This is a genomic window from Neorhizobium descurainiae, from assembly GCF_051400715.1.
GTDB lineage: Bacteria > Pseudomonadota > Alphaproteobacteria > Rhizobiales > Rhizobiaceae > Neorhizobium.
On sequence record NZ_JBLFFK010000001.1, the window covers coordinates 697,440 to 723,993 of the forward strand.

Genomic DNA, 26,554 nt, shown 5'->3' on the forward strand with positions numbered 1-26,554 from the left:
CCGGCAGGCGGATGAGGGGGGCGCGTCCGACACAACCTTGCAATGGCGCTTTCCTCACGAGACCGATTTCAGCCGCTTGCCTTCCGGGTCGTGTTCCACCTTCGCGGCGATGTCCCTCGTCCATGCCGAAACGGCCGGAACACGAGTCCTGTCAACGCGATAGGCGTATTTCTTCGCAACGTCGATGATCTCGCCGAGCAGACCTTCGCCGAGCGTGGTCGGTTCGAGGCCGAGGCCCAGGAACTTCTCGTTCTTCACGATCAGCTCGTTTTCCGGCGCTTCCTTCCTTGGGTTCGGCAGCCAGGCGATCTTCGAACCGGTCATCCTCGCGATCATCTCGGCAAGGTCGCGTATCCGGTGCGTCTCGGTCATCTGGTTGAAGATCTCGACGCGGCTGCCGCGCTCGGGTGGGTTCTTCAGCGCGATCTCGATGCAGCGGACCGAATCCTGGATGTGGATGAAGGCGCGTGTCTGGCCGCCGGTGCCGTGCACGGTGAGCGGATAACCGATCGCCGCCTGGATGAGAAACCGATTCAAGACGGTCCCGTAATCCCCGTCATAATCGAATCTATTGATCAGTTGCATATGGCGGCGCGTTTGTTCCGTATGGGTGCCCCAGACGATGCCCTGGTGCAGGTCGGTGATGCGCAATCCGTCGTTCTTCGCGTAGAACTGGAAGAGCAGCTGATCCAGGCACTTGGTCATGTGGTAGACCGAGCCGGGATTGGCGGGGTAGAGGATTTCCTGGGAGACGGCCCGGCCGTCGGCGGTCTCGATCCCGACCGGCAGGTAACCTTCCGGGATCGCCGCGCCGACGGTCGAATAGCCGTAGACGCCCATCGTGCCGAGATGCACGAGATGCGCGTCGAGATCGAGTTCGACCAGCGCGTTCAAAAGGTTATGGGTGGCGTTGACGTTGTTGTTGACCGTGTAGTTCTTGTGCCGGTCGCTCTTCATGGAGTAAGGCGCAGCTCGCTGCTCGGCGAAATGGATGATGGCGTCCGGCCGGTGCTTCGCGAGCCAGCCCTTCAATAGCTCGTAATCCTTGGCGAGATCGATGAGATGGAAATGGATGCGCCGGCCGGTCTCGGCATGCCAGATGCGGGTGCGCTCCTGGATGCTGTCCATCGGGGTGAGCGACTGCACGCCGAGCTCGGTATCGATCCAGCGGCGGGAGAGATTGTCGAGGATATGGACTTCGTGACCGGCATCGGACAGGTGAAGCGAGGTCGGCCAGCCGACGAAACCGTCGCCGCCCAGGACTGCAATCTTCATGATCTACTCTCCGCTGGTTTTCGAGAAGTTTCCTGATAGGGAGGATGTGTGACAGAATTTCGAAACTGGGTCAGCATTCCACAGTTATCCAGAGCACAGCGATAATTTTCCAAGGCAAGGCCATGCAGGAACACAATTTTTTGTTATCGGGCGAATTGATCGAAGGCGGCCACAGGCTCGCCCAGCGCGTCTATTATGAAGACACGGATTTTTCAGGCCTCGTCTATCACGCCCGCTATCTGCACTTCCTGGAGCGCGGCCGCACCGACTATCTGCGCTGCCTCGGCTGCGAGCAGAGCGCGCTTCTCGTCACCGACGAGGAAGGCCTCGTCTTCGTCGTCCACCGCATGGAGATCGATTTCAAGCAGCCGGCCCGCATGGACGATATCCTCGTCATCCAGACGGTGACGGAGAAGGCGGGCGGCGCCAAGATGGTGCTCAACCAGGAGATCCGCCGCGGCGAAACGCTGCTCATCGCGGCCAAGGTGGTGATCGCGGTCATCAACAAGCACGGCCGCCCGCGCCGGCTGCCGGAAGCCGTGGCGGAGAAGTTTTTGGGACACCCGCTTTAGCGGGTTGGCGGCCATTGCCGGGCGGCGTGAAGCACGCGAAGGATGCGGACGCATGCATCTGCGATGTCATAGATGAGGATGTAATTCGGGTGGACCACCAACTCGCGGGTTCCATCGACCCGACCAACGCGGCCCAGCATAGGATGCGCCGCCAACCGCGTCGAACGTTTCTCGAAAAGTTCGTCCAGGGCCAAGGCCGCGGCCGGATCGTCCTCTTCGATGTAGGAATAGATGCGGTCGCGGTCGTGAAGCGCGCGGCGCGACCAAATGATCCTCACCGGCCACCGCTGATCCTGCGCCGTGTTTCCGCTCGGCGCGCTGCGAAGTGCTTCTCTACGTCTTCGGCGGAAATGACATCTCCCGCATTGGCAGAGGCTATGCCTTCTTCCACCTCCCTGCGGAACCAGGCGTCGTACTCGATTTCGGCCTGCTGCTGCTTGACGAAGTCCCGCATGAAGCCACGCAAGAGCTGCGCACCCGTCTGGTCATGGGCCTTGGCGGCTTCGCCGAACGCGGCCTTCAATTCTTCATCGACACGGAACGTAAAAGTCGATTCGGCCATGTTAGTCTCCATGCGGTGCTTGTTACATACCATGTAACACACGACCGTTTCGAAAGACAGTTTCATGGTAAACGGGCACGGCCGCCCGCGCCGGCTGCCGGAGGCCGTGGCGGAGAAGTTTTTGAGTCCCGCCAAATAGATAGGCGCGCTTTGTTGTAATACATTCTTAACGATAATGATGTCTTACTGGTCCATGAGGAATTTGTGCAACGCACGCCTTCCTTTGACCAAAATTGAAAGCGAGAAGCCAAGCTGGAAACTCAGGGCATCTTGGGGTTAAGGCTAAGCGCATCCAGCGATCAAAGACATTCTCGCGAAAGCGCGCTTTTGAACCCGCCCGGTCCTTAAAAAACCGGGCGTTTGGATTCGGGGATTGTGAATAGATGGAACAGATAGGTTTGGAAGCGGCGACACACGATGTCAGTCTGTGGGCGCTGTTCATGCAGGCCGGGCTGATCGTCAAGCTGGTCATGATCGGTCTCATCGGCGCGTCGGTCTGGACCTGGGCGATCGTCATCGACAAATACGTGAGCTTCGGCAAGGCCAAGCGCCAGTTCGACCAGTTCGAGCAGGTCTTCTGGTCCGGCCAGTCGCTGGAAGAGCTCTATCGCACGCTTGCGGAACGCCAGAACAACGGGCTTGCCGCGATCTTCGTCGCCGCCATGCGCGAATGGAAGAAGAGCTTCGAGCGCGGCGCGCGCTCGCCGATCGGGCTGCAGATGCGCATCGACCGGGCGATGGACGTCACCATGGCGCGCGAGAGCGAGAGCTACGAGGCCCGTCTCGGGTCGCTGGCGACGATCGGCTCGGCCGGTCCGTTCATCGGCCTCTTCGGCACGGTCGTCGGCATCATGACCTCGTTCCAGGCGATCGCCGGCTCGAAGTCCACCAATCTCGCGGTCGTCGCACCGGGCATCGCCGAAGCGCTGCTGGCGACCGCGATCGGTCTCGTGGCCGCCATCCCCGCCGTTATCGCCTACAACAAGTTCACCGCCGATGCCGGCAAGCTTTCGGCCCGTATGGAAGGCTTCGCGGACGAGTTCTCCGCCATCCTGTCGCGCCAGATCGACGAGAAGCTGCAGCCGCGCCAGGCGGCGCAGTAATCCCAGCAGGGCCAAGGAGTACGCATCATGGGTATGTCGGCCGGAGGAGCAAAGGCATCGGGTGGCGGGCGCCGCAGGCGCGGCCGGCGCAACGGTGCGATCAGCGAGATCAACGTCACGCCGCTCGTGGACGTCATGCTCGTGCTCCTCATCATCTTCATGGTGGCGGCGCCGATGATGACCGTCGGCGTGCCGATCGACCTGCCGGAAACGCAGGCGCGGGCCATGAATGCGGACACCCAGCCGATCACCGTCTCGGTCAATCCGTCCGGCGAAATCTATCTGCAGGAAACGCCGATCGGCATCGACGAGATCGTCCCGAAGCTGCAGGCGATCGCCACCACGGGCTACAACGAGCGCATCTACGTGCGCGGCGACACGACCGCCGCCTATGGCGTCGTCATGAAGGTGATGGCGCGCATTTCCGCCGCCGGTTACAAGAATATCGGCCTCGTCACGCTTCAGGAACAGGAGAAGTGATCGGGCGCCATGAAGGGTAGTCTCGGCACATCGCTGGTCCTCCACACACTGGTGCTCGGTTACGCGCTGGTGTCCATCAGCGCGCCCGCCTCCTTCGAGGTGGCCGACGTGGAAGCGCTGCCGGTCGACATCATCCCGGTGGAATCGATCACCCAGATCCAGCAGGGCGACAAGACGGCGCCGGTCGCCGAGAAGGCCGCGCCGAAGCCGACGGCCAAGCCGAACATCGTCGAGAACGCCGAGAATTCCGGCGACAACGACGTCGACCTGAAGACGCCGCCGACGCCCGCCAAGAAGCCCGTGCAGGCGGAAGCGGCGGCCGCGCCGAAGCCGGTCGAAAAGCCGGTGCCGACGCCCACCCCGGAGCAGAACGACGTCAAGGACATCGTGCCGGAGGAGACCGCGCCGAAGCCGACCGAGGTTGCCGCGCTGCCGGAACCGAAGCCGGAGATGACGCCGCCCAAGCCGGAGCCGACGCCGCAGCCGCAACCCCAGCCCCAAGCAAATCCCACTCCCGCGCCGGCTGAAACGCAGGCCGAGGAAATCCCGCTGCCGGATGCTGTGCCGGTCCCCGCCGCCCGGCCGAGGCCGGAGCCGCCGAAGCAGGAGGCGAAGCCCGTCGAGAAACCGGCCGAGAAGAAGCCCGAGACGCCGAAGCCGGCGGAGACCGCGAAGGCCGCGGAAAAGCCGACCGACAAGAAGGAAGGCAAGAAGCAGGAGACCGCCAAGTCCTCGTCTTCCAAGCAGAGCGATTTCAACGCCGACGAAATCGCGGCGCTGCTCAACAAGCAGGAATCCTCCGGCGGCGGCGCGAAGCGTTCTTCCGCGCCGGCGGCGATGGGCGGCAAGCGGGATACGGGCGGTTCGAAGCTCACCCAGAGCGAGATGGACGCGCTGCGCGGGCAGATCCAGAACAACTGGTCCGTCATCGCCGGCATCGAGGGCGCCGACGGCGTCATCATCACCGTGACCATGAAGCTCGACGAATCCGGCGCGATCGTCGGCCGGCCGGAGGTCAGGGCCTCCGGCGGTTCGGATAGTGCCCGCCGCACTCTGGAGGGCAGCGCGCTTCGCGCCGTCATGCGGTCCTCGCCCTTCAAGAACCTGCCCGCCGACAAATACGACGCCTGGAGCGAAGTCGTCGTCAACTTCGATCCGAGCGAATTGCTTTGAAAGGCCTTAACACCATGATGAAACGCTCTTTCATCCGTCTCATGATCGCGTTCGCCGGCATGGCCGTGATGTTCTCCGCGCCGGCCCAGGCCCGCGTCGAGATCAACATCAACAAGGGCAATGTCGAGCCGCTGCCGATCGCCGTGACGGATTTCCTGTCGAACAACGATCTCGGCGCGCAGATTTCGCAGGTCATTGCAGCCGACCTGCAGCGCTCGGGCCTCTTTGCGCCGGTCGACAGGAACGCCTTCATCGAGAAGATTTCCGATCCCAACCGCGCGCCGCGCTTCGAGGACTGGAAGGTCATCAATGCGCAGGCGCTGGTGACGGGCCGCGTGACCCGCGAGGGCGACGGGCGGCTTCGCGCCGAGTTCCGCCTCTGGGATACGTTCGCCGGCTCGCAGATGACCGGCCAGCAGTTCTACACCCAGCCGGAGAACTGGCGTCGCGTCGCCCATATCATCGCCGACGCGATCTACAAGCAGATCACCGGCGAGGAGGGCTATTTCGACACCCGCGTCGTCTTCGTTTCCGAAAGCGGCCCGAAGAACGCCCGCCAGCGCCAGCTCGCGATCATGGACCAGGACGGCTTCAACGTCCGCATGCTGACGAACACCAGGGACATCGTGCTGACGCCGCGGTTTTCGCCGAGCCGGCAGGAAATCACCTACATGTCCTTCGAGGGCAATCAGCCGCGCGTCTACCTGCTCCAGCTCGAGACCGGGCAGCGCGAGGTGGTCGGCAACTTCCCGGGCATGACGTTCTCGCCGCGGTTCTCGCCGGACGGCCAGAAGGTCATCATGAGCCTGCAGCAGGACGGCAATTCCAACATCTATACGATGGACCTGCGCTCGCGCACCACGACGCGGCTCACCTCGACGCAGGCGATCGACACTTCGCCGTCCTATTCGCCGGACGGCGCGCGCATCGCGTTCGAAAGCGACCGCGGCGGCCGCCCGCAGATCTACGTCATGAATGCCGACGGCTCCGGCCAGACCCGCGTCTCCTTCGGCGACGGCTCCTATTCGACGCCGGTCTGGTCGCCGCGCGGCGATCTGATCGCCTTCACCAAGCAGTCGGGCGGCAAGTTCTCGATCGGCGTCATGCGGCCGGACGGATCGGGCGAGCGCATCCTGACCACGGGCTTCCACAACGAAGGTCCGACCTGGGCGCCGAACGGCCGCGTGCTGATGTTCTTCCGCCAGCCCGCAGGAGCCGGCGGCCCGCAGCTCTATTCGATCGACCTCACCGGCTACAACGAAATCCAGATCAAGACCCCGGCCTATGCTTCCGACCCGGCTTGGTCGCCGCTCCTCGAATAGGGGCGGGCGGCCGGGGAGGCGGTGGCATTTCGCCTCTTTTGCGCCCGAATCTGCTGGGAAACGGCCCAGCAAGGGACACTGTAATACTCCGTTAACCATAAGTGTTTGGTCATGGTTAACCGAGCCCGGTTAGAGTCTGGCAACTCTGAAATTTCGGAATTTATTGATCAAGGAGAGACCGGCCATGAGCCGCATCGATACCCCGGCGATGAGCCGCATGCAGAACCTCGCCCGCAATCCCGCCGTCATCGCCCTCACGCTGGCCCTTGCGCTCGCAGGCTGCGCCAACAAGAAGAACCTTCCCAACAGCGCCGGTGAACTCGGCCTCGGCGGCGCCGGTTCGGCAACGCCCGGTTCGCAGCAGGACTTCACCGTCAATGTCGGCGACCGCATCTTCTTCGACACCGACTCGTCCTCGATCCGCGCCGACGCCCAGCAGACGCTCGACCGCCAGGCCCAGTGGCTGCAGCGCTATCCGAACTACGCGATCACCGTCGAAGGCCATGCCGACGAACGCGGCACCCGCGAATACAACCTCGCGCTCGGCGCCCGCCGTGCCTCCGCCGCGAGGGAATATCTCGCCTCCCGCGGCGTTCCGGCGAATCGCATCCGGACCATCTCCTACGGCAAGGAACGGCCGGTCGCCGTCTGCGACGACATCTCCTGCTGGTCGCAGAACCGCCGCGCCGTCACCGTTCTCGGCGGCGCCGGCTCCTGATACGAGCCACCGATCCGGAAATAAGGAAATAAAAGGCGGCCTTCCGAGCCGCCTTTTTGTTTTTTCCATAGTTTGGCCCCGATTTCCGGGATTTTTGAACGGGTGCTTGGTTGCTTTTTGGCGGCAGTTGGAAAAATCTCCTCTCGCGCCAATCCGGCGCATGACAACGCAGGACGGACGATTATGAAGAAACTTGTCTTGGCAGCGATGCTGGGGCTCATGGCGACGGGCGGCCCGGCGGGGGCCTTCTCGCTGCCGAAACTCTTCCAGGGCCATCAGACGGCTGCGGAGAGACCCTCGGCCGACGACCGGCCGGTGGTTCTCGCACAGAGCACTGATGCCGTTCGCGTCCAGCAACTCCAGGAAGAGGTCCGGCAGTTGAACGGCCGGATCGAGGAAATGAGTTATCAGCTGCTGCAGATGCAGGAGCAGATGCGCAAGACGCAGGAAGATAACGAATTCCGCTTCCAGGATCTGGAGAAGAACAAGAGGAGCGAAATCGATACCACGGCCGGGAGACCGGCCGTGGCGTCCAATCGCGCCCCGGCGGCTCAATCCGCCCCGCCGGTTCAATCATCCGACGATGTCGCGAGAATCATCGAGTCCCCCTCCGACGGCGGTATCGGCGAGGACCAGTCCGCCGGCAGCCGGACGGCGCCGCCGCCGACCACGCTCGGCTCGATCGACCTCGACCAGAACGGCAATCCGCGCGGCGCCACGCGCAACGACCGGGCCAACAATGCCGCCGGACTTCCGGGCGTGGACACGGGCGCGCAGGCTCCCGGCAGGACGCCCGGTCCGGCGAGAACCGATCCGCAGCAGACCGCCTCGCTCGGCAGCGAGAACGACGCCTATCAGGGCGCCTACAACCATGTGCTGGCCGGCGACTATTCGCTCGCGGAGAGGGAGTTCGCCGCCTATATCCAGGCCTATCCGAAGAGCGCCCGCATCGCCGACGCGAATTTCTGGCTTGGTGAGGCGCAGTATTCGCAGGAAAAATACGCCGAAGCCGCGAAGACCTTCCTGAACGCTCACCAGACTTACGGAAAATCGGCGAAGGCGCCGGAAATGCTGCTGAAGCTCGGCATGTCGCTCGCCGCCCTCGACAATACCGAAACCGCCTGCGCGACGCTGCGCGAGGTGACCAAGCGCTATCCGAGCGCGCCGCGCGCCGTGCTTTCCAAGGTCAGCAGCGAAGAGAAGCGTCTGAGCTGCGATTGAAGGCGGCCCTCCCGTGACCGCCGGCGCCCCCATCCTGCTGCCCGTCGAGGCGGCGCGGCGCCTCCTTGCCGGTCTTTCGAAACCGGCCCGCCTTCTCGTCGCGATTTCCGGCGGCAGCGATTCCACCGGCCTCCTGCTTTCCCTTTCAAAAGCCAATCCATCCGGCTCAGGCGTCCTGATCTTCGCCGCGACCGTCGACCATGCGCTGAGGCCTGAATCCGCCGGGGAGGCGCGCGCCGTCGCCGCCCTTTGCGCCAGGCTCGGCATCCCCCATTTCATCCGCCGCTGGGACGGCGAAAAGCCGAAGACGGGGCTCTCGGCCGCCGCCCGCGAGGCGCGCTACCGGCTTCTGCTGGAGGTCGCCGCCGAGATCGACGCGACCGCGATTCTCACCGGCCACACGCTCGACGACCAGGCGGAAACCGTTTTCATGCGCGCGATCCGGAGCGAAGGCGAGGACAATCTCGGCCTTGCCGGCATGGCGGAGGCCGTGCTTCTGGAACGGCGGCGCTGGCTTCTGCGGCCGTTCCTGCAGACCCGCCGCGCCGATATCCGCGCTTTCCTGACGGCGGAGGGACAGGGCTGGATCGACGACCCGAGCAATCTCGATCCGCATTACGAGCGGGTGAGGGTGCGCGGGCGGCTTGCGGCCGAAAGCCGGTTCGATGCGGCTGCGCAGGCGCGGGCCGTCGAACGGCGGACGGCCTTGTCAGATGCTGCAGCCAATCTCGTCCACGGTCACGTGTCGCTCCGCCATGGCGTGCTCGCCCATCTCGCTCCGAAAGGTCTTGAGGGCGAGGCGGCTGCGCGCCGCCATGCGCTGTCGCTGCTGGCGGCCGTGCTCGGCGGGAGAGCGCATGCGCTCGCGCGCGAGAGCATGGACCGGGTCGCCGCCTTTCTCGACGGCGGCCGGCCCGGCCGCATCACGGCCGGAAGGGTGATCTTCGACCTGCGCCGCGAAGGGCTCTATCTCTCCCGCGAGAACCGCGGCCTCGTGCCGTTGCATGTCCCGTCCGGGGAGGCGGCGGTCTGGGACGGCCGCTATCGAATCGCCAATAACGGGGCCTCCGAGATCGTCGTCGGTCCCACCGCGCCCGATCGGGAAGAAGCGCTGGCGCTGTTTCCCGATGCGCCGCCGGCTATCGCCATGCGGGCGATGGCGGTGATGCCGTATGCCGAGATTGTAGCCCCTCATCCCCCTGCCGGGACCTTCTCTCCGTTTGACGGGGAGAAGGAGGTTCGCCGCGCTGCTGCCGTTCCCTCTCGCGGGGAGAGTGTCGCCGAGCGAAGCGGCATCCTTCCTTCTCCCCGCGTGCGGGGAGAAGGTGCCGGCAGCCGGATGAGGGGCATCGCTTACACCGCCAGCCAAATCCGCATCGAACCCACGCTTGCGCCCTTCGACGGTTTTTTGCCGCAGTTTGATCTTAATCTCGGACGTGAGTTCGCGGTTTTGCTCGGATGCGACGTTTTTCCCCCGCTGCCAATTAAGGATTCCGCGCGGAAAAGGTAGGCGGCGGCTCCGGTTCGCCTTGGCAAGCACGCGCCGCAACCCTATGTTATGCGGCAAGCAAGGCGGCCGCCTCGAGAAGCTGGCCGTCGTAGTCCGGGGAGTTCAATGAACCCAAACTTTCGTAATATCGCCCTCTGGGTCATCATAGCCCTCTTGCTGGTCGCATTGTTCAGCATGTTCCAGACGGCGCCGACGCAGACCAGCTCGCGTGAGATTCCCTATTCGCAGTTCCTGCGCGATGTGGATTCGGGGCGGGTGAGGGATGTCGTCGTCACGGGCAACCGGGTGCTCGGCACCTATACCGAAAACGGCTCGGGGTTTCAGACCTATTCGCCCGTCATTGACGACAGCCTGATGTCGAGGCTGCAGGAAAAGAACGTCACCATCGTGGCCCGTCCGGAAACGGACGGGTCTTCGGGTTTCCTGAGCTATCTCGGCACGCTTCTGCCGATGCTCCTGATCCTCGGCGTCTGGCTGTTCTTCATGCGGCAGATGCAGGGCGGCTCGCGCGGCGCGATGGGCTTCGGCAAGTCGAAGGCGAAGCTTCTGACCGAGGCGCACGGGCGCGTGACGTTCGAGGACGTCGCCGGCGTGGATGAGGCCAAGCAGGACCTTGAGGAAATCGTGGAGTTCCTGCGCGATCCCCAGAAGTTCCAGCGCCTCGGCGGCCGCATTCCGCGCGGCGTGCTGCTCGTCGGCCCGCCCGGCACCGGTAAGACGCTGCTCGCCCGCGCCATCGCCGGCGAGGCGAACGTGCCCTTCTTCACCATTTCCGGTTCGGATTTCGTCGAAATGTTCGTCGGCGTCGGTGCCAGCCGCGTCCGCGACATGTTCGAGCAGGCGAAGAAGAACGCGCCCTGCATCATCTTCATCGACGAAATCGACGCGGTCGGCCGTCATCGCGGCGCGGGCTTGGGCGGCGGCAACGACGAGCGCGAACAGACGCTCAACCAGCTTCTCGTCGAGATGGACGGTTTCGAGGCGAACGAAGGCATCATCCTGATCGCCGCGACCAACCGTCCGGACGTTCTCGACCCGGCGCTGCTCCGTCCCGGCCGTTTCGACCGTCAGGTGGTCGTGCCGAACCCGGACATCGTCGGCCGCGAACGCATCCTCAAGGTTCATGCCCGCAACGTGCCGCTGGCGCCGAATGTCGATCTCAAGGTTTTGGCCCGCGGAACGCCCGGCTTCTCGGGTGCGGACCTGATGAACCTCGTCAACGAGGCGGCCCTGATGGCGGCGCGTCGCAACAAGCGGCTTGTCACCATGAGCGAGTTCGAAGACGCCAAGGACAAGATCATGATGGGCGCCGAGCGCCGCTCCTCGGCCATGACCGAGGCGGAGAAGAAGCTCACCGCCTACCATGAAGCCGGCCACGCCATCACTGCGCTTAATGTCCCGGTCGCGGACCCTCTGCACAAGGCGACGATCATCCCGCGCGGCCGTGCGCTCGGCATGGTCATGCAGTTGCCGGAAGGCGACCGCTATTCGATGAGCTACAAGTGGATGGTATCCCGTCTGGTCATCATGATGGGCGGCCGTGTCGCCGAAGAGCTTACCTTCGGCAAGGAGAACATCACCTCCGGCGCGTCGTCCGATATCGAGCAGGCCACCAAGCTTGCCCGAGCCATGGTCACCCAGTGGGGCTTCTCCGACGTGCTCGGCCAGGTCGCCTATGGCGAGAACCAGCAGGAAGTCTTCCTCGGTCATTCCGTCTCGCAGTCGAAGAACGTCTCCGAGGCGACGGCCCAGAAGATCGATGTCGAGGTGCGCCGCCTCATCGACGAGGCCTATACCGAGGCTCGCCGCATCCTCACCGAAAAGCACGACGAGTTCGTAATGCTCGCCGAAGGCCTGCTCGAATACGAGACGCTGTCGGGCGAGGAGATCAAGGCGCTGCTCAAGGGCCAGAAGCCGTCGCGCGATCTCGGCGACGACGCGCCGCCGGCCCGCGGCTCGGCGGTTCCTTCCGCCGGCGGTTCCAAGAAGGACGAGCCGAAGGGCGGCGAACCCGAAAGCGGCCTCGAACCGCAGCCGCACTGATCGGCCGGCATGGCATTCAAGAACCGCCGCGGAGCGATCCGCGGCGGTTTTTACTTGCTGACAAACCTCTCGCCATACGCGACGTCATCCTCGGCCTTGTGCCCGAGGATCTGCTCACGTCGCCAAGCTATTGGTTTGGAGAATTTCAGAGGATGGATGTGGTCAGATGCTCGGGACAGGCGCCCGAGCATGACGGAAGAGATGTTGCGGCCTTTGTCATGGTATGATCCTGGCGAAGCGATCCGCGGCGGTTTTTACTTGCCCGTCTATCCTATGAGTAAGCGATGTAACCTTATTTGGTAACGGGATATAATCGATTTTGACGCTAATTTACGTGCCTGGGCATTCGAACTATGGCATGAGCCAGGCTTTCCGGCTGGTTTGCCGTTGAAGAACAACCGCAGTTCTATCGCTGCGAGGACCGCGCCATCAAGGCGTGATGAAGGAGCTTACATGACACGCCGCTATTTTGGCACCGACGGCATCCGCGGACAGTCCAATATCTTCCCGATGACGCCCGACCTTGCGATGCGCGTCGGAATTGCAGTCGGCACGATCTTCCGCAACGGCAGCCATCGCCATCGCGTGGTGATCGGCAAGGATACCCGCCTCTCCGGCTACATGCTGGAAAACGCTATGGTGGCGGGTTTCACCGCCGCCGGCCTTGACGTCTTCCTGCTCGGCCCGATCCCGACGCCGGCGGTCGCCATGCTCACCCGCTCGCTGCGCGCCGATATCGGCGTGATGATCTCCGCCTCCCACAACCCTTACGAGGACAACGGCATCAAGCTCTTCGGCCCGGACGGCTACAAGCTTTCCGACGAGCTCGAAATGCAGATCGAGGACCTGCTCGACAAGGACCCGCACACCCAGCTCGCAAAGTCGGGCGATATCGGCCGGGCGAAGCGCGTCGAGGGCGACATCTACCGCTATATCGAGCATGCCAAGCGCACGCTGCCGCGCGATGTCACGCTGCACGGCCTGCGCGTTGCGATCGATTGCGCCAACGGCGCGGCCTACAAGGTGGCGCCGCTCGCGCTCTGGGAACTCGGCGCCGAGGTGGTGACGATCGGCAACGAGCCGAACGGCACGAACATCAATCTCGACTGCGGCTCCACGAGCCCGGAGAAGCTGCAGAAGAAGGTGCACGAGGTGCGCGCCGATATCGGCATCGCGCTCGATGGCGATGCCGACCGCGTCATCATCGTCGATGAGCGCGGCGAGATCGTCGACGGCGACCAGCTCATGGCCGTCATCGCCGAAAGCTGGGCAGAAGACGAGAAGCTGAGGGGCGGAGGCATCGTCGCCACCGTCATGTCCAATCTCGGCCTGGAACGGTTCCTCGATGGCAGGGGCCTTGCCCTTCACCGCACCAAGGTGGGCGACCGTTATGTCGTCGAGCACATGCGCAACCACGATATCAATATCGGTGGCGAGCAGTCCGGCCATATCGTGCTGTCCGATTTCGGCACGACGGGCGACGGCCTCGTCGCCGCGCTGCAGATTCTCGCGCGCGTGAAACGTCTCGACAGGCCGGTCAGCGAGGTCTGCCGCCGTTTCGAGCCGGTGCCGCAGCTTCTGAAGAACGTCCGTTTTCAGGGCGGCAAGCCGCTGGAGGACGCGATCGTGCGTCAGGCCATCGCCGACGCGGAGGCGGAACTCGCCTCCCGCGGGCGCCTCGTCATCCGCCCGTCCGGCACCGAGCCGCTGATCCGGGTGATGGCGGAAGGCGACGACCGGACGCAGATCGAGCGCATCGTCGACGGCCTCGTCGGTGTCATCGCCAACGTGCGCAACGCGGCCTGAGCCGTTTTCCGTATACGACGCACTGCTTTTTATCCCTCTGTCGGGCAGGGAAGTAATCGCCTGTGGAATTTGCCCCTCACCCTAGCCCTCTCCCCGCACGCGGGGAGAGGGGACTGGAAGCCTGCGTCTTGCGTCCTTCTCCCCGTTAAGACGGGGAGAAGGTGGCGGCAGCCGGATGAGGGGCAAGCCCACATGCGATTACTTCTGCCGGGCAGGGGTAACGAACGCCGGTTTTCATGAAATCCGTCGAATATGCCGCGTCAGGGCTGCGCCGGGCCCGTCAGCGAAAAATAGACGAAAGCCGCCGCGAAGAGGGCAGCAATCCCGAGACAGACCAGGAGACGCTTCAGCCACGGCGGCGTCTGCCGCGGGGGCTTGGGTGTCGGCGGGCGCTGGAACTTGATGACATTGTCTGGCATGGCGCCTTCCTTAAACGTTGCGAAAGCGTTTGCCAATGGAAGCCATGCCGCGTCGGTCAGCTTCCATGAAAGCGGATTTCCGGTCTGTTATTCTTTGCTAATTTAAGGAAAACAGCCGGTAAACAAGCATGGTTAAGCGGTGTTTAACCTTTCTCATCCATCATCTGTCGCGGATCAACCCTTTGGCTGCGCGTCGTGCCTGCCTTACGTGATGAGCTTTGTGGAGATGGGGCAATGAGAAAGTTCCTGGCCGGCGCCTTCGCGCTGGCATTGACGGCGAATACCGCGAATTCCGCCGATCTTTATGAGCCGCAGCCCGAACCGATCCTGGACGCGCCGGAAGTCACCGTCCAGGAGGCGAGCGGCTGGTATCTGCGCGGCGATGTCGGCTATTCCTTCAAGAAGTCGCGGGGCGTCGAATTCTACCAGGGGTCGGCGACCCCGGGCATCGGGCTTGCCGATTTCACGCGCTCCTCGCTTCGAGACAGCTTCACGCTCGGCGGCGGTGTCGGCTATCAGATCAACAGCTACCTGCGCACCGACGTGACCTTCGACTATTTCACGAAGTCCAAGTTCTCGGGCGGAACGGTCGGCATCTGCGGCGGCGTCACCTGTACATCGAGCGACCGGTCGGACATGGAGGCCTATTCGCTGATGGCGAACGTCTATGTCGATCTCGGCACCTACGGTTATTTCACACCCTATGTCGGCGGCGGTATCGGCGGCACCTACGTCAAGTGGAACCGGCTGCGCAACACGATCTGCGACGATCCGACGGTGCCGGGCTGCTATTCGAGCGAGCACGACGGCAAGGGCCGCTGGCGCTTCACCGCAGCCCTCATGGCCGGCGCATCGGTCGACATCACCTGCAACCTCAAGGCGGATCTCGGCTATCGCTTCCGCTATGTCGACGGCGGCGACATGTTCGGCTATGCGGTCGGGGGCGGTCCGGGCCGCGACAAGGGCTTCTACAGCCACGAGGCCCGCGTCGGCGCCCGCTACGTCTTCGGCGGCTGCGACACCCCGGTGGCCTACGAACCCCCGCCGGAGCCGATCGTCTACAAGTAAGCTTCGCGCATTTCCAGATGAAGGCCGCTCCTCGGGGCGGCCTCTTTCGTTCCGGCACCGCGCATGAGGGCTGCGGCAGAAATTTTCCCCTGAGCGACATCGCCCGCTTGACTGTGCAGGCGGACGGTAATATCCACGGCGGCGGGACACTCCTCCCCAACGAGGAGCCATCTATCTGGAAGGATAGCATCATGGCTGAAGCCGCAAAGCCGGACGTACGTCCGAACAATACCCATTTCTCTTCTGGTCCTTGCTCGAAGCGCCCCGGTTGGTCGCTCGAAGCCCTCTCCGATGCCGCGCTCGGCCGGTCGCACCGCGCCAAGGTCGGCAAGGCGAAGCTGAAGCAGGCGATCGACCTCACCCGTGAAATTCTGAACGTGCCGGCGGATTACCGCATCGGCATTGTGCCGGCCTCCGACACCGGCGCCGTCGAAATGGCGCTCTGGTCGCTGCTCGGCGAGCGCGGCGTCGATATGCTGGCCTGGGAAAGCTTCGGCGCCGGCTGGGTCACCGACGTCGTCAAGCAGCTCAAGCTCAAGGACGTCCGCAAGATCGAAGCCGACTACGGCCTGCTGCCCGATTTCTCCACCGTCGATTTCGACCGCGACGTGGTCTTCACCTGGAACGGCACGACCTCGGGCGTGCGCGTCCCGAACGCCGATTTCATCCCGGCGAACCGCAAGGGCCTGACCATCTGCGACGCCACCTCGGCCGCTTTCGCGCAGGACCTCGATTTCTCGAAACTCGACGTCGTCACCTTCTCCTGGCAGAAGGTGCTGGGCGGCGAGGGCGGCCACGGCATGCTGATCCTTTCGCCGCGCGCCGTCGAACGCCTCACGACCTATGTTCCGGCCTGGCCGCTGCCGAAGATCTTCCGCCTCACCTCGGGCGGCAAGCTGATCGAAGGCATCTTCGTCGGCGAGACGATCAACACGCCGTCGATGCTCTGCGTCGAGGACTATATCGACGCGCTCAACTGGGCCAGGGACGTCGGCGGCCTCAAGGGGCTGATCGCCCGCGCCGATGCGAACGCCGAGGTCATCCACGATTTCGTCGCGGCGAATGCCTGGATCGAGAACCTCGCCGTCGATCCGGCGACGCGGTCCAACACTTCCGTCTGCCTCAAGATCGTCGATCCGGACGTCACCGCGCTCGATGACGACGCGCAGGCCGCTTTCGCCAAGGGCGTCGTCTCGATCCTCGAAAAGGAAGGCGTCGCCTTCGACACCGGCGCTTATCGCGATGCCCCGTCGGGCCTGCGCATCTGGGCTGGTGCTACGATCGACGAAGCCGACATGAAGGCTCTGATGCCCTGGCTTTCCTACGCCTTCAACACCCAGAAGGCCGCGCTCGCCAAGGCCGCCGCGTAAGTATTCTGCGCCCCGCTGTCGTCATCCTCGGCCTCGTGCCGAGGATCTGATCCCATCGACAAAACCGATACGTCGCAGATGCCCGGGACAGACGCGGGCATGACGAAGGTCCAAGTTCAAACCCTTATCAGGAGCCCATCACCATGGCACCTCGCGTTCTCGTATCCGACGAACTCTCGGAAACCGCCGTCCAGATCTTTCGCGATCGCGGCGTCGAAGTCGATTTCCAGCCGAAGCTCGGCAAGGACAAGGAAAAGCTCGCCGAGATCATCGGCAACTACGATGGCCTTGCCATCCGTTCCGCCACCAAGGTGACGGAGAAGCTGATCGCCAATGCGGCGAACCTCAAGGTGGTCGGCCGCGCCGGCATCGGCGTCGACAACGTCGATATCCCGGCCGCCTCGCGCCGCGGCATCATCGTCATGAACACGCCGTTCGGCAACTCGATCACGACAGCCGAGCATGCGATCGCGCTGATGTTCGCCGTCGCCCGCCAGCTTCCGGCGGCCGATAACTCGACCCAGTCCGGCAAGTGGGAAAAGTCGCGCTTCATGGGCGTCGAGATCACCGGCAAGACGCTCGGCGTCATCGGCGCCGGCAATATCGGCGGCATCGTCTGCAAGAAGGCGATCGGGCTCGGCATGCACGTCATCGCCTATGACCCGTTCCTCTCCAAGGAGCGCGCCGAGGAGATGGGCGTGGTGAAGGTCGAGCTCGACGAGCTTCTGACGCGCGCCGATTTCATCACGCTGCACGTGCCGCTGACGGACAAGACCCGCAACATCCTCGACAGGGATGCACTGGCCAAGACGAAGCCGGGTGTGCGCATCATCAACTGCGCCCGCGGCGGTCTCGTCGACGAGGCGGCCCTGGCCGAAGCGCTGAAGTCCGGCCATGTCGCCGGCGCCGGCTTCGACGTCTTCGAGGTGGAGCCCGCCACCGAAAGCCCGCTCTTCGGTCTCGACAACGTCGTCTGCACGCCGCATCTCGGCGCCTCCACGACGGAAGCGCAGGAGAACGTCGCCCTGCAGGTCGCCGAGCAGATGGCGGACTACCTGGTGAAGGGCGCCGTTTCCAACGCCATCAACATGCCGTCGATCACCGCGGAAGAAGCGCCGATCCTGAAGCCGTTCATCCGCCTGGCGGACGTGCTCGGCGCGTTCGTCGGCCAGGTCACCGAGGATGCGATCAAGGAAATCGAGATCCTCTATGACGGCTCGACCGCCAACATGAACACCAAGGCGCTGACGAGCGCGCTGCTTGCGGGCCTCATCCGCCCGCAGGTCGCCGACGTCAACATGGTTTCGGCGCCGATCATGGTGAAGGAAAAGGGCATCATCCTGTCCGAGGCCAAGCGCGACAAGTCGGGCGTCTTCGACGGCTACATCAAGCTCACCGTCACCACCGACACGATGACCCGCTCGGTCGCCGGCACGGTCTTCTCCGATGGCAAGCCGCGCTTCATCCAGATCAAGGGCATCAACCTCGACGCGGATGTCGGCGCCGACATGGTCTATATCGCCAATACCGACGTTCCCGGCATGATCGGCTTCATCGGCACGACGCTCGGCAATGCCGGCGTCAACATCGCCAACTTCCATCTCGGCCGCGACAAGCAGGGCGGCGATGCGATCGCGCTGCTTTATGTCGACGGCCCCGTCTCGGCAGAGGTGCTGGCGAAGCTCACGGCCAACCCGGCGATCCGTCAGGCCAAGCCGCTGGCGTTCAACGTGGATTGAGGCGCCGCTTTCCGGATTTGCCCCTCACCCTAACCCTCTCCCCGCATGCGGGGAGAGGGGACGTGTCAAACGCAACGTCTTCGGTGAAGGAAACCGGTGCGGCATATCCCTTCTCCCCGCGAGCGGGGAGAAGGTGCCGGCAGGCGGATGAGGGGCAGCGTCGCATGCGACCTCAACAGAGCTGCTCTCCACTGGAATCTCCTCCCAAGGAGCCCAACGAAAGCCCGGTGCCTCACGCGCCGGGCTTTTCCCTTTCCTGCAGGCTGCGACCATTCGCGCCTCTTTCTTTCCCATAGGTTGTATTTTCGGAACTTGGCTCCCGTTTCAAAGTTCGTTATCTACTTCGGCGGGAAAAATCGGCGCCGCCTCTAAAATGGCGGACCGCCCATCGCTATATAAACCGGGAACACCGCATTTGAGCGGTCATGAGGAGAAAGAGATGTTATCCAACCTTCGGCGTTTCAAGCAGCTGTTCGCGGTCGCTGCGATCGGGATGGCGGTTTCCTTGGCCGCCGTTGATTTCGCGGAAGCCCGTCGCGCCGGCGGCGGTTTCGGCAGCCGCGGCACGCGCACCTATTCCGCTCCGCCGACGACCAATACCGCGCCCGGGCCGGCAACCGGCATCAACCGTTCGATGACGCCCAACACCCAGCAGAACGCCGCCAGCCCGCAGACCGGCCTTGGCCAGCAGGCCGCGGCCCAGCAGCGGCGTCCCGGCCTGTTCGGCGGCATGGCCGGCGGCCTTCTCGGCGGTCTCGCCCTCGGCGGCCTGATCGGCATGATGATGGGCACGGGCTTCGGCGGCATGGCCGGCTTCCTCGGCATGCTTCTCCAGATCGCGCTCATCGCCGGTCTTGCGATGCTTGCCTTCCGCCTGTTCGCGCGCCGTCAGCAGCCCGCCGGTCCGGCAGGCGGCTACGGCCAGCAGCGCAATGCCTATGAGGCGCCGCGCCAGAACCAGTCCGGCTTCCAGATTCCGAAGATCGGCTCGTTGAACGGCGGTGCCCAAGGCGGTGGTATCGGGAGTGGCTTTGGGGGCGGCTATGCGGCCGCGCCGCGTCAGGCCGGACCGGATACCGACGAGATCGGCATCACCAACCGCGACCTCGACCAGTTCGAGAAGCTGCTGACGAACGTTCAGTCGGCCTATGCCGCCGAGGATTATGCGAAGCTTCGCAGCCTCACGACCCCGGAAGCCATGTCCTACCTCGCCGAGGAACTGGGCGAGAACGCCACCAACGGCCTCAAGAACGAGGTGAAGGACGTGAAGCTCCTGCAGGGCGATCTGGCCGAGGCCTGGCGCGAAAACGGCCAGGACTATGCGACGGTGGCGATGCGCTATTCGAGCGTCGACTACATGCGTAACCGCGAGACCGGCGCCGTGGCCGAGGGCGATCCGAACGCCGTCACCGAGACGGTGGAAGTCTGGACCTTCGTCCGCAAGCCCGCCAACGACTGGAAGCTCTCGGCGATCCAGGCGGCCGCCTAACCTCCCAGCAGCGCGACGGTCTTCCCGTCGCGCTCGCCATGATAAAATTGCTCAAGGGCTCGCTCGAAAGGCGAGCCCTTTTCGCTGACCATCTCGAACAGCGTCATCGAGCTTTTGAATTTCATGTCGTCCGGCGAGCCGAGGATCGCGTGCGCCGAGAGGTCCTTGTGCGAAAGCATCGCTTCGGTGCATTCGACGAGCCGGCTTCCAAGCAGCGGATGATCGAGATAGGCGGCAGCCTCCGCCCTGGAGCCGATCGCGAAGCGCTGCGACATGATCGAGAAGCCGAGCCCGGCTGCCTGCGGGAAGATGTACCACATCCAGTGGGAGCGTTTTCTGCCGTCGCGCAACTCGCCGATCACCCGGTCATAGACGGGCGCCTGTGCATCCACGAAGCGCATGAGATCGAATTCCCTCGCATTTGCGCCCATTGCCGGCTCCTCGATCGCCCGGCTGCCATCAAGAGCGCCAAACGTGAAAAATTTGCGGCCGCTCTTTCCCGTGCTGCGTCGCACCCTAGCTCAGGGGGTATGGAGCGGTTCATTCAGGATTTTCGGAATGACATGGCCTGGCTGCCGGACTGGTTCGTCAGCATGGGCGTTCTGGCGGCCGCTTTTCTGATCGGCCTTGCCATCCAGAGTTTCGGCTTCCGATTCCTGACGCGCCTCGTGGAGAACAAGGATCTCTTCTGGCGCTCGCTCGTCTCGCGCACGAGACGGCCGATGCGGCTTGCGATCCTCACCTGGACCCTGTCGTTCGGCGCGGCCGTTGCGCCCCTGACCGGCGGTCAGGCGGGGGTGATCCGCCATATCCTGCTGCTCTGCTTCATCGTCGTCGTCGGCTGGATGGCGTCGACCGCCCTGCATATCTGGATGATCGTCTATCTGCGCCGGTTCAAGCTCGATGCGGAAGACAATCTGCTCGCCAGGACGCATGTGACGCAGTCGCGGATCGCCGAGCGCATCCTGGGTTTCATGATCGTCGCGATCACCATCGCTGCCATGCTGATGACATTCCCCACCGTGCAGCAATACGGCGTCAGCCTGCTCGCATCCGCGGGTGTCGCCGGCATCGTGCTCGGTCTTGCGCTGCAGCCGGTGCTGAAGAATCTCCTTGCGGGCATCCAGCTTGCGATCACGCAGCCGATCCGCATCGACGACGCGCTGATCGTCGAAGGGGAATGGGGCAATGTGGAGGAGATCACCTCGACCTATGTGGTGGTGAAGCTCTGGGACTGGCGGCGGATGATCCTGCCGCTCAGCTATTTCATGGAAAAGCCGTTCCAGAACTGGACGCGCGAAAGCTCCGCCCTCATCGGCACCGTCATGATCTATCTCGACTATTCCGTGCCCGTCGGTGTCGTGCGCAGGAAGGCCGAGGAGATCGCCGCCGCCTCGAAACTGTGGGACAAGCGCGTGGTGGCGGTGCAGGTGACCGATTTCAGGGAAAACGTCATGGAGATCCGTGTCCTCGTCTCGGCCCCCAATGCGCCGAAGGCCTTCGACCTCAGATGCGAAATGCGCGAGAAGCTGATCGACTTCATCCAGCGGGAATATCCTTCCGCGTTGCCGAAGGTGAGGGCCGAGGGCGCAGTTGATTTCGACGGTGCCTCGGATGTGGCGGCCAGGCATGCCTCGATGCAGTCGTGATAGAGATGCGGCGGACCGGAATGCCCCGTTGTCCTCCTGAGTTTTGTCGCAGGCGGATTCATCCCCGTCATCAGAGCAGAGCTATCGCATATGGGGTGGTCGGCGGTGCGGCGGTCTTAACCCTCCCCCTTGTGGGGAGGGTGGCCGGCAGGCGGGAGGGGTTTTCACTCGGAATGAAGTCCCCTCCCCAACCCCTCCCCACAAGGGGGAGGGGCTCCACGCACCGCCTGACATTCCATATGCGCGAGCGCTGCTCTGATAACGGGGAGGAATCCACGTCTGCGCTTCAATTCTTTCAATGGTTTGCCTTCTTTCTCATCCCCGCTCTTCAAACCCGTGCCATGCTTTGCCCGTTCCGTTTCGGCTACACCGGTTAGGCATCGCCGGCGAGACGGGACTGGTGCCCTGGCGGTCTGCCGTTGATGCAGGCGGGTTGTCGGGGGCTGCGCAGAAAATGGTCCCCCTCCCGTCTTAAGGCGGGGCGTGCGTGTGTCGCACACAACCCGGTATGGCATCCGCAAGGACATAAGACCATATCGCCGCAGAGGGACCGGAGTTGCGCGGAAAAACTGACCGAACGGGACACGTCGCGTGTCACATATAAAAATTCAATACGAGGCACACGACGTGTCCCGGCCGAAACAAAAACAACCGAGATCGCCAAGGGCGGAATCCGCCTTCCGGCCGCCCTTTGAAAACCGAAGCACGATCCCGAGGGCGAGAGGGGACCATGCCGAAGCCGCTGAAATACCCGTCCGCCTTGCGCCGGCCTCAAATCCTTTCTATATGCGGCAAGAATTGCCTGGACCGCGGCCGATCCCGCGCCCGGCGCCGATACTCGCCTTTGTGCAATTAATTGCACCGGCGGGCCTGAGACACCGAGAGAGTTCCGTGAACACGCTGGATTTTGACAAGAGGCCGGAAGACACACGCGTTGTCGTCGCCATGTCGGGGGGAGTGGATTCCTCCGTCGTCGCAGGCCTGCTCAAACGCCAGGGCTACGACGTTCTCGGCATCACGCTGCAGCTCTACGACCATGGCGCGGCCGTGCACCGCGCCGGCTCCTGCTGCGCCGGCCAGGACATCGACGATGCGCGGCGGGTTTCCGAAACGCTCGGCATCCCGCATTACGTGCTCGATTACGAGAAGCGGTTCCGCGAAACGGTGATCAACCCGTTTGCCGAAGCCTATGCCATGGGCGAAACGCCGATCCCCTGTGTGGCCTGCAATCAGACGGTCAAGTTCGCCGATCTCCTGGCGACGGCGAAGGAGCTCGGCGCCGATGCGCTGGCGACCGGCCATTACATCCGTTCGCGGCCGAATCCTTCGCCCGACAATCCGAGCCGCCGCGCGCTCTTCCGCCCCGTCGACAGCGACCGCGACCAGAGCTGGTTCCTGTTCGCCACCACGCAGGAGCAGATCGATTACCTGCGCTTCCCGCTCGGCGGCATGCCGAAGGCGGAGGTGCGGGCGCTTGCCGAGGACATGGGCCTCGTGGTCGCCAGAAAGGCCGACAGCCAGGACATCTGTTTCGTGCCGCAGGGCCGGTATACGGACATCGTCAACAAGCTGAAGCCGAACGCGGCGCTGGCCGGTGACATCGTGCATATGGACGGCCGCGTGCTCGGCCGCCACGAGGGCATCGTCCATTATACGATCGGCCAGCGGAAGGGCCTGGGTGTGGCGACCGGCGAGCCGCTCTACGTCGTCTATCTCGACGCCCGCTCGCGGCGGGTGATCGTCGGGCCGAAGGAAGCGCTCGACACGCATCGCGTCTATCTTCGCGACGTCAACTGGATCGGCGACGGCTCGCTGGAAGCCGATGCGAGGGACGGTTTCGCCTGTTTCGCCAAGGTGCGCTCGACGCGTCCGCCGACGCCGGCGACCGTCCATTGCGACGAGCAGGGCGTCTATGTCGATCTGGCGATCGGCGAGGCGGGCGTGGCGCCGGGCCAGGCCTGCGTGCTCTATTCGGCGGAAGGGCCGGATGCGCGCGTCTATGGCGGCGGTTTCATCGACCGGTCGGAACGTGCCGCCGACGCGGAAGCCTCGCTCAAAACCCTGCTTTCCGCGCCTGTCGCGGCCTGACCCAAATGCTTCCGGCGGCGGCGAAAATTGCCGCCGGATTTGCCAAAAGCCTGCTTGACACTTTGGTGACGCGGGTCTTATAAGCCGCACGACCGAAGCGGACCGGGCTCTTCCGGACAGTTTCGCATCCCTGTGGCGGGATAGCTCAGTTGGTGAGAGCGTGGGATTCATAACCCCAAGGTCGGCAGTTCAATTCTGCCTCCCGCTACCATTCTTCATCCCCTTATAGTCTCCTCATAGGCCATCGCCGCCTGCAGCAGCACTTCGTCGCGATCGGCATTGGCCGAGAGCAGGAAGCCGACCGGCATCTCCGCGTCGCCGGTGCCGCAGGGGATCGACACGCCGCACCAGTCGAGGAAATTGCCGAAGCCGGTATTGCGCAGCGTCTTGCCGTTCATGGCGAAGAAGGTGTCGTCGTCGGCAAGAAGCGGCTCGATCTTCGGAGCGACATGCGCGACCGAGGGCATGGCGACGAAGCGGTCGCCGACCAGCGCTTCCGTCTCGGCGATCATCCGGGCGCGGGCTTCCAGGATGGCGATGTAATCCGCCATGCCGGTCCTTTCGCCGAGCCTTGTGCGGGCGACCACGCGGTGATCGATGTCGGCCGCCTCGGGCCCCGCCAGACGCTCGCGATGCAGCGCGAAGGCTTCCGCGGTCACCAGCGGCCCGTATTTCGCCATCAGCTTCGGCAGTTCGTCGAAGGAGGGAATGGCGATGCGGCTTACCCGGCAGCCCGTTTTTTCAAGCCGCCCGACCGCCGCCTCGAAGGCGGCCACCACGCCGGGCTCGGCGCCGTCGAAGACGATGTTGGTCGGGACGACGATGTCGAGCGGCCGGACCGGCTTGCGGGCGGTCTGCGGCACGGCAAGGCCGCGCATCGCCGCGTCGATCCAGACCGCATCCTGAACGGTGCGGCAGAGGGGTCCCAGCGAATCGAGGCTGGTCGCCAGCGGATAGACGCCATCCATCGAATAACGGCCGCGGGTCGCCTTGTAGCCGACGATGCCGTTCAGCGCCGAGGGAATGCGGATCGAGCCGCCGGTGTCCGTGCCCATGGCGACAGGCACCAGACCGGCGGCCACCGCGACGCCCGAGCCGGAGGAGGAGCCGCCCGGAATGCGCGGCGCATCCTTGGCCCTCGGGTTGTGAGGCGTGCCGTAATGCGGATTGATGCCGATGCCGGAAAAGGCGAATTCGCTCATATTGGTGCGGCCGACGGCGATCATGCCCGCCTGCTTCAAGAGATCGACGATCGCCGCGTCCTTCTTCGCCGGTTCGACCGTCTTCAACACCTTGGAGCCCGCCGTGGTCGGCAGGCCTTCGATATCGAAGAGGTCCTTCCAGGCGATCGGAATGCCGTCGAGAGCCCCGAGCGAGCGACCCTCCTTCAGACGTTTCGACGAGGCCCTCGCTTCGGCAAGCGCGCGGTCCTTGAGGAGGGAAACGAAAACGGCCTTGTCCGGATAGGCCTCGATGCCGGCAAGCACCGCTTCGGTCACCTCGACCGGATCGGCCGATCCCGTCTGGATCAGCGCGGAAAGTCCGGCGATCGACATGGCTCCATAGGATTTCGTCACGGCACGTATTCTCCCCATTCCTGTACTGGCGGCTTAAAGGTGTAGCGGATATTTTGGCGTTGGATAGACGATTTGTGCGCCCGGCCGGGGAGGGAACCTCGGCTGAGCCAAGGAATTGAACGAGTCCAGCCGCAAGGGCTGAAACCGGAAGGGATATCCCATGAGAACCACCATGATCGTCGCCGGCCTTGCCATCGCGCTTGCCGGCTGCACCACCGCCGACAGCCGCCCGACCGCCGCCGTCGATATCGGACCGGGGATCGAACCCATTCCCGGCAGCATCACCTATGGCGGCCAGCCGCGCACGCGGCTCACCAAGGCGCCGGTCGGCAGCGTCGTGCCGCACCAGTTCCGCAACGAATTCGGCCAGCGGGTCGAGGAAAACTACATCATCCAGCCCGACCGCAGCCTGAAACTGGTCAGCCGGCGCGTCTATCGCGATCCGTTCGGAATAGACGACTGAGCGGCGTCAGCCGGCGATCGCCGCCCAGGCCCGTTCCGTGGCGATCGGCTCGTCGGTAGTGATCTGATCCGGCTTCAGCGCCATCAGGGCGGCGAAGTCGCGCGCTTCGGCCGTGGTGAAGCCCGCGTCCGGGTTCTGGAGGTTGAAGGTCCAGGCATCGACGAGCTTGCCGGCATCGTGGCAGAGGCCGATCATGTCGAGACCGGCGCTCTCGGCGTCGAGCAGCATCGGCCAATAAAGATAGACCGTATCCGCCTCCGTCGGGCCGCGCAGATCGGCGGACAATTCCCTTTCGACGGCGCTCCAGCCTTCGGCCGCATGGATGTCGGCGAGCTTGTCGGTCGGGTCGATGCCGCGCCTGAGGTCCGGCAGCTTCTCCTTCACCGCGAGAATGAGGTCGAGATCGGTGCCGCTGACGATGATCGAGGAGCCGGCGCCGGAGAAATAGTCCGCAAGATGGTCGAGGCCGCGCGAACCGATGACGGCGAGCGTATCCTTCATGTCGAACTGCAGAAGCGCGTCGGGATGGGCGGTCTCAAGCATCAATGCCAGGTCCTCGCTGAGGATCGGCGGGTGGCCGCCTTCGAGAAGGCGCAGGCCGCGGATGTCGTCCGGGAAAGCCTCGCGGATCAGGCCGCGTCCATCGGTCTCGCCTTCGAGAATGTCGTCGTGCAGGACGACGAAACCGCCGTCGGCGCGGACGCGCAGGTCGAGTTCGGTGGAGGCGCCGAGCCTGAAGCCTTCCGCCATGACCGCGGCGGAGAACAGCGGGTCCCTGAAACTGCGGCGGAGACGGTGCCATTTGAGGCGGGTCGGATGACCCTCATATGTGATGCCGAGGCCTGAAAATTCCGGATTCATGGGGTATTCCGTAAAAAAGAGCGATTCGCGATTGCACACTAGGCGC

The 26,554-nt window shown here is 64.0% G+C and carries 24 protein-coding genes and 1 tRNA gene; 18 read left to right on the forward strand and 7 right to left on the reverse strand.

What is annotated here, in order from left to right:
• Positions 1–54 precede the first annotated feature (54 nt).
• Positions 55–1,275, reverse strand: a complete 1,221-nt coding sequence (locus ACMGE0_RS03295) for an NAD-dependent epimerase/dehydratase family protein (protein WP_436814418.1) — start codon at positions 1,273–1,275, stop codon at positions 55–57.
• Positions 1,276–1,397: 122 nt separating this feature from the next.
• On the opposite strand from ACMGE0_RS03295, the gene ybgC reads away from it, so the two are divergent.
• Positions 1,398–1,847 carry a tol-pal system-associated acyl-CoA thioesterase gene (gene ybgC, locus ACMGE0_RS03300; protein WP_436814419.1) on the forward strand — a complete coding sequence of 150 codons (450 nt, stop codon included), beginning with the start codon at positions 1,398–1,400 and terminating at the stop codon, positions 1,845–1,847.
• On the opposite strand, the gene ACMGE0_RS03305 is transcribed toward ybgC, so the two are convergent.
• The gene (locus tag ACMGE0_RS03305) at positions 1,844–2,125 is read right to left on the reverse strand and encodes a type II toxin-antitoxin system RelE/ParE family toxin (RefSeq protein ID WP_436814420.1); all 282 of its coding nucleotides are present in this window, start codon (positions 2,123–2,125) and stop codon (positions 1,844–1,846) included. The genes ybgC and ACMGE0_RS03305 overlap by 4 nt on opposite strands.
• A complete protein-coding gene (locus ACMGE0_RS03310; protein ID WP_436814421.1) occupies positions 2,122–2,409 on the reverse strand; it encodes a CopG family ribbon-helix-helix protein in 288 nt (95 codons plus the stop codon). Before ACMGE0_RS03310 ends, ACMGE0_RS03305 begins: the two co-directional genes overlap by 4 nt.
• Before the next feature lie 383 nt (positions 2,410–2,792).
• Here ACMGE0_RS03310 and tolQ point away from each other — a divergent pair, with 383 nt between their 5' ends.
• The 9 genes from tolQ to glmM all read left to right on the forward strand — a co-directional run bounded on the left by tolQ (position 2,793) and on the right by glmM (position 13,785).
• The gene (gene tolQ, locus ACMGE0_RS03315) at positions 2,793–3,512 is read left to right on the forward strand and encodes a protein TolQ (protein WP_436814422.1); all 720 of its coding nucleotides are present in this window, start codon (positions 2,793–2,795) and stop codon (positions 3,510–3,512) included.
• Between the two features lie 27 nt (positions 3,513–3,539).
• Positions 3,540–3,992: a protein TolR gene (tolR, locus tag ACMGE0_RS03320; protein ID WP_085420107.1), complete on the forward strand. Its 453-nt coding sequence runs from the start codon at positions 3,540–3,542 to the stop codon at positions 3,990–3,992.
• A gap of 9 nt (positions 3,993–4,001) precedes the next feature.
• Complete coding sequence (gene tolA / locus ACMGE0_RS03325) at positions 4,002–5,165, forward strand: cell envelope integrity protein TolA (RefSeq protein ID WP_436814423.1); 1,164 nt, start codon at positions 4,002–4,004, stop codon at positions 5,163–5,165.
• 14 nt (positions 5,166–5,179) lie between these two features.
• Positions 5,180–6,487 carry a Tol-Pal system beta propeller repeat protein TolB gene (gene tolB / locus ACMGE0_RS03330; protein WP_436814424.1) on the forward strand — a complete coding sequence of 436 codons (1,308 nt, stop codon included), beginning with the start codon at positions 5,180–5,182 and terminating at the stop codon, positions 6,485–6,487.
• Between the two features lie 184 nt (positions 6,488–6,671).
• Positions 6,672–7,205: a peptidoglycan-associated lipoprotein Pal gene (pal, locus tag ACMGE0_RS03335; RefSeq protein ID WP_436814425.1), complete on the forward strand. Its 534-nt coding sequence runs from the start codon at positions 6,672–6,674 to the stop codon at positions 7,203–7,205.
• Between the two features lie 183 nt (positions 7,206–7,388).
• Positions 7,389–8,426 (forward strand): tol-pal system protein YbgF, encoded by a 1,038-nt coding sequence (gene ybgF / locus ACMGE0_RS03340; protein WP_436814426.1) that lies wholly within the window; start codon positions 7,389–7,391, stop codon positions 8,424–8,426.
• A gap of 13 nt (positions 8,427–8,439) precedes the next feature.
• Positions 8,440–9,936 carry a tRNA lysidine(34) synthetase TilS gene (gene tilS, locus ACMGE0_RS03345; protein ID WP_436814427.1) on the forward strand — a complete coding sequence of 499 codons (1,497 nt, stop codon included), beginning with the start codon at positions 8,440–8,442 and terminating at the stop codon, positions 9,934–9,936.
• Positions 9,937–10,041: 105 nt separating this feature from the next.
• Positions 10,042–11,979: an ATP-dependent zinc metalloprotease FtsH gene (ftsH, locus tag ACMGE0_RS03350; RefSeq protein WP_436814428.1), complete on the forward strand. Its 1,938-nt coding sequence runs from the start codon at positions 10,042–10,044 to the stop codon at positions 11,977–11,979.
• Positions 11,980–12,432: 453 nt separating this feature from the next.
• Positions 12,433–13,785: a phosphoglucosamine mutase gene (gene glmM, locus ACMGE0_RS03355; protein WP_085420100.1), complete on the forward strand. Its 1,353-nt coding sequence runs from the start codon at positions 12,433–12,435 to the stop codon at positions 13,783–13,785.
• 260 nt (positions 13,786–14,045) lie between these two features.
• Here glmM and ACMGE0_RS03360 read toward each other — a convergent pair whose 3' ends face one another.
• Positions 14,046–14,204, reverse strand: coding sequence for a hypothetical protein (locus ACMGE0_RS03360; RefSeq protein ID WP_436814429.1), 159 nt, complete (start codon positions 14,202–14,204; stop codon positions 14,046–14,048).
• A 234-nt stretch (positions 14,205–14,438) separates the two neighbouring features.
• Here ACMGE0_RS03360 and ACMGE0_RS03365 point away from each other — a divergent pair, with 234 nt between their 5' ends.
• From ACMGE0_RS03365 to ACMGE0_RS03380, 4 genes are all read left to right on the forward strand, one after another.
• Positions 14,439–15,272 carry an outer membrane protein gene (locus ACMGE0_RS03365; protein ID WP_436814430.1) on the forward strand — a complete coding sequence of 278 codons (834 nt, stop codon included), beginning with the start codon at positions 14,439–14,441 and terminating at the stop codon, positions 15,270–15,272.
• 191 nt (positions 15,273–15,463) lie between these two features.
• Positions 15,464–16,642 carry a phosphoserine transaminase gene (locus ACMGE0_RS03370; protein ID WP_436814431.1) on the forward strand — a complete coding sequence of 393 codons (1,179 nt, stop codon included), beginning with the start codon at positions 15,464–15,466 and terminating at the stop codon, positions 16,640–16,642.
• Positions 16,643–16,785: 143 nt separating this feature from the next.
• The gene (serA, locus tag ACMGE0_RS03375; protein WP_436814432.1) at positions 16,786–18,381 is read left to right on the forward strand and encodes a phosphoglycerate dehydrogenase; all 1,596 of its coding nucleotides are present in this window, start codon (positions 16,786–16,788) and stop codon (positions 18,379–18,381) included.
• 439 nt (positions 18,382–18,820) lie between these two features.
• Positions 18,821–19,870, forward strand: coding sequence for a Tim44 domain-containing protein (locus ACMGE0_RS03380; RefSeq protein WP_436814433.1), 1,050 nt, complete (start codon positions 18,821–18,823; stop codon positions 19,868–19,870).
• Here ACMGE0_RS03380 and ACMGE0_RS03385 read toward each other — a convergent pair.
• A complete protein-coding gene (locus ACMGE0_RS03385) occupies positions 19,867–20,301 on the reverse strand; it encodes a DUF1810 domain-containing protein (RefSeq protein ID WP_436814434.1) in 435 nt (144 codons plus the stop codon). The genes ACMGE0_RS03380 and ACMGE0_RS03385 overlap by 4 nt on opposite strands.
• A 132-nt stretch (positions 20,302–20,433) precedes the next feature.
• On the opposite strand from ACMGE0_RS03385, the gene ACMGE0_RS03390 reads away from it, so the two are divergent.
• The 3 genes from ACMGE0_RS03390 to ACMGE0_RS03400 all read left to right on the forward strand — a co-directional run bounded on the left by ACMGE0_RS03390 (position 20,434) and on the right by ACMGE0_RS03400 (position 23,818).
• Complete coding sequence (locus tag ACMGE0_RS03390; protein ID WP_436814435.1) at positions 20,434–21,519, forward strand: mechanosensitive ion channel family protein; 1,086 nt, start codon at positions 20,434–20,436, stop codon at positions 21,517–21,519.
• A gap of 891 nt (positions 21,520–22,410) precedes the next feature.
• Entirely contained in the window at positions 22,411–23,607 is a 1,197-nt protein-coding gene (gene mnmA / locus ACMGE0_RS03395) for a tRNA 2-thiouridine(34) synthase MnmA (protein ID WP_436814436.1), read from the forward strand.
• A gap of 134 nt (positions 23,608–23,741) precedes the next feature.
• Positions 23,742–23,818, forward strand: a tRNA-Met gene (locus ACMGE0_RS03400).
• Between the two features lie 4 nt (positions 23,819–23,822).
• Here the strand turns inward: ACMGE0_RS03400 and ACMGE0_RS03405 are convergent.
• Entirely contained in the window at positions 23,823–25,184 is a 1,362-nt protein-coding gene (locus ACMGE0_RS03405; RefSeq protein ID WP_436814437.1) for an amidase, read from the reverse strand.
• Between the two features lie 160 nt (positions 25,185–25,344).
• Here ACMGE0_RS03405 and ACMGE0_RS03410 point away from each other — a divergent pair, with 160 nt between their 5' ends.
• The gene (locus ACMGE0_RS03410; RefSeq protein ID WP_436814438.1) at positions 25,345–25,647 is read left to right on the forward strand and encodes a hypothetical protein; all 303 of its coding nucleotides are present in this window, start codon (positions 25,345–25,347) and stop codon (positions 25,645–25,647) included.
• A gap of 6 nt (positions 25,648–25,653) precedes the next feature.
• Here the strand turns inward: ACMGE0_RS03410 and ACMGE0_RS03415 are convergent, their stop codons facing one another.
• Positions 25,654–26,508: a glycerophosphodiester phosphodiesterase gene (locus tag ACMGE0_RS03415; RefSeq protein WP_436814439.1), complete on the reverse strand. Its 855-nt coding sequence runs from the start codon at positions 26,506–26,508 to the stop codon at positions 25,654–25,656.
• Positions 26,509–26,554: the final 46 nt, after the last annotated feature.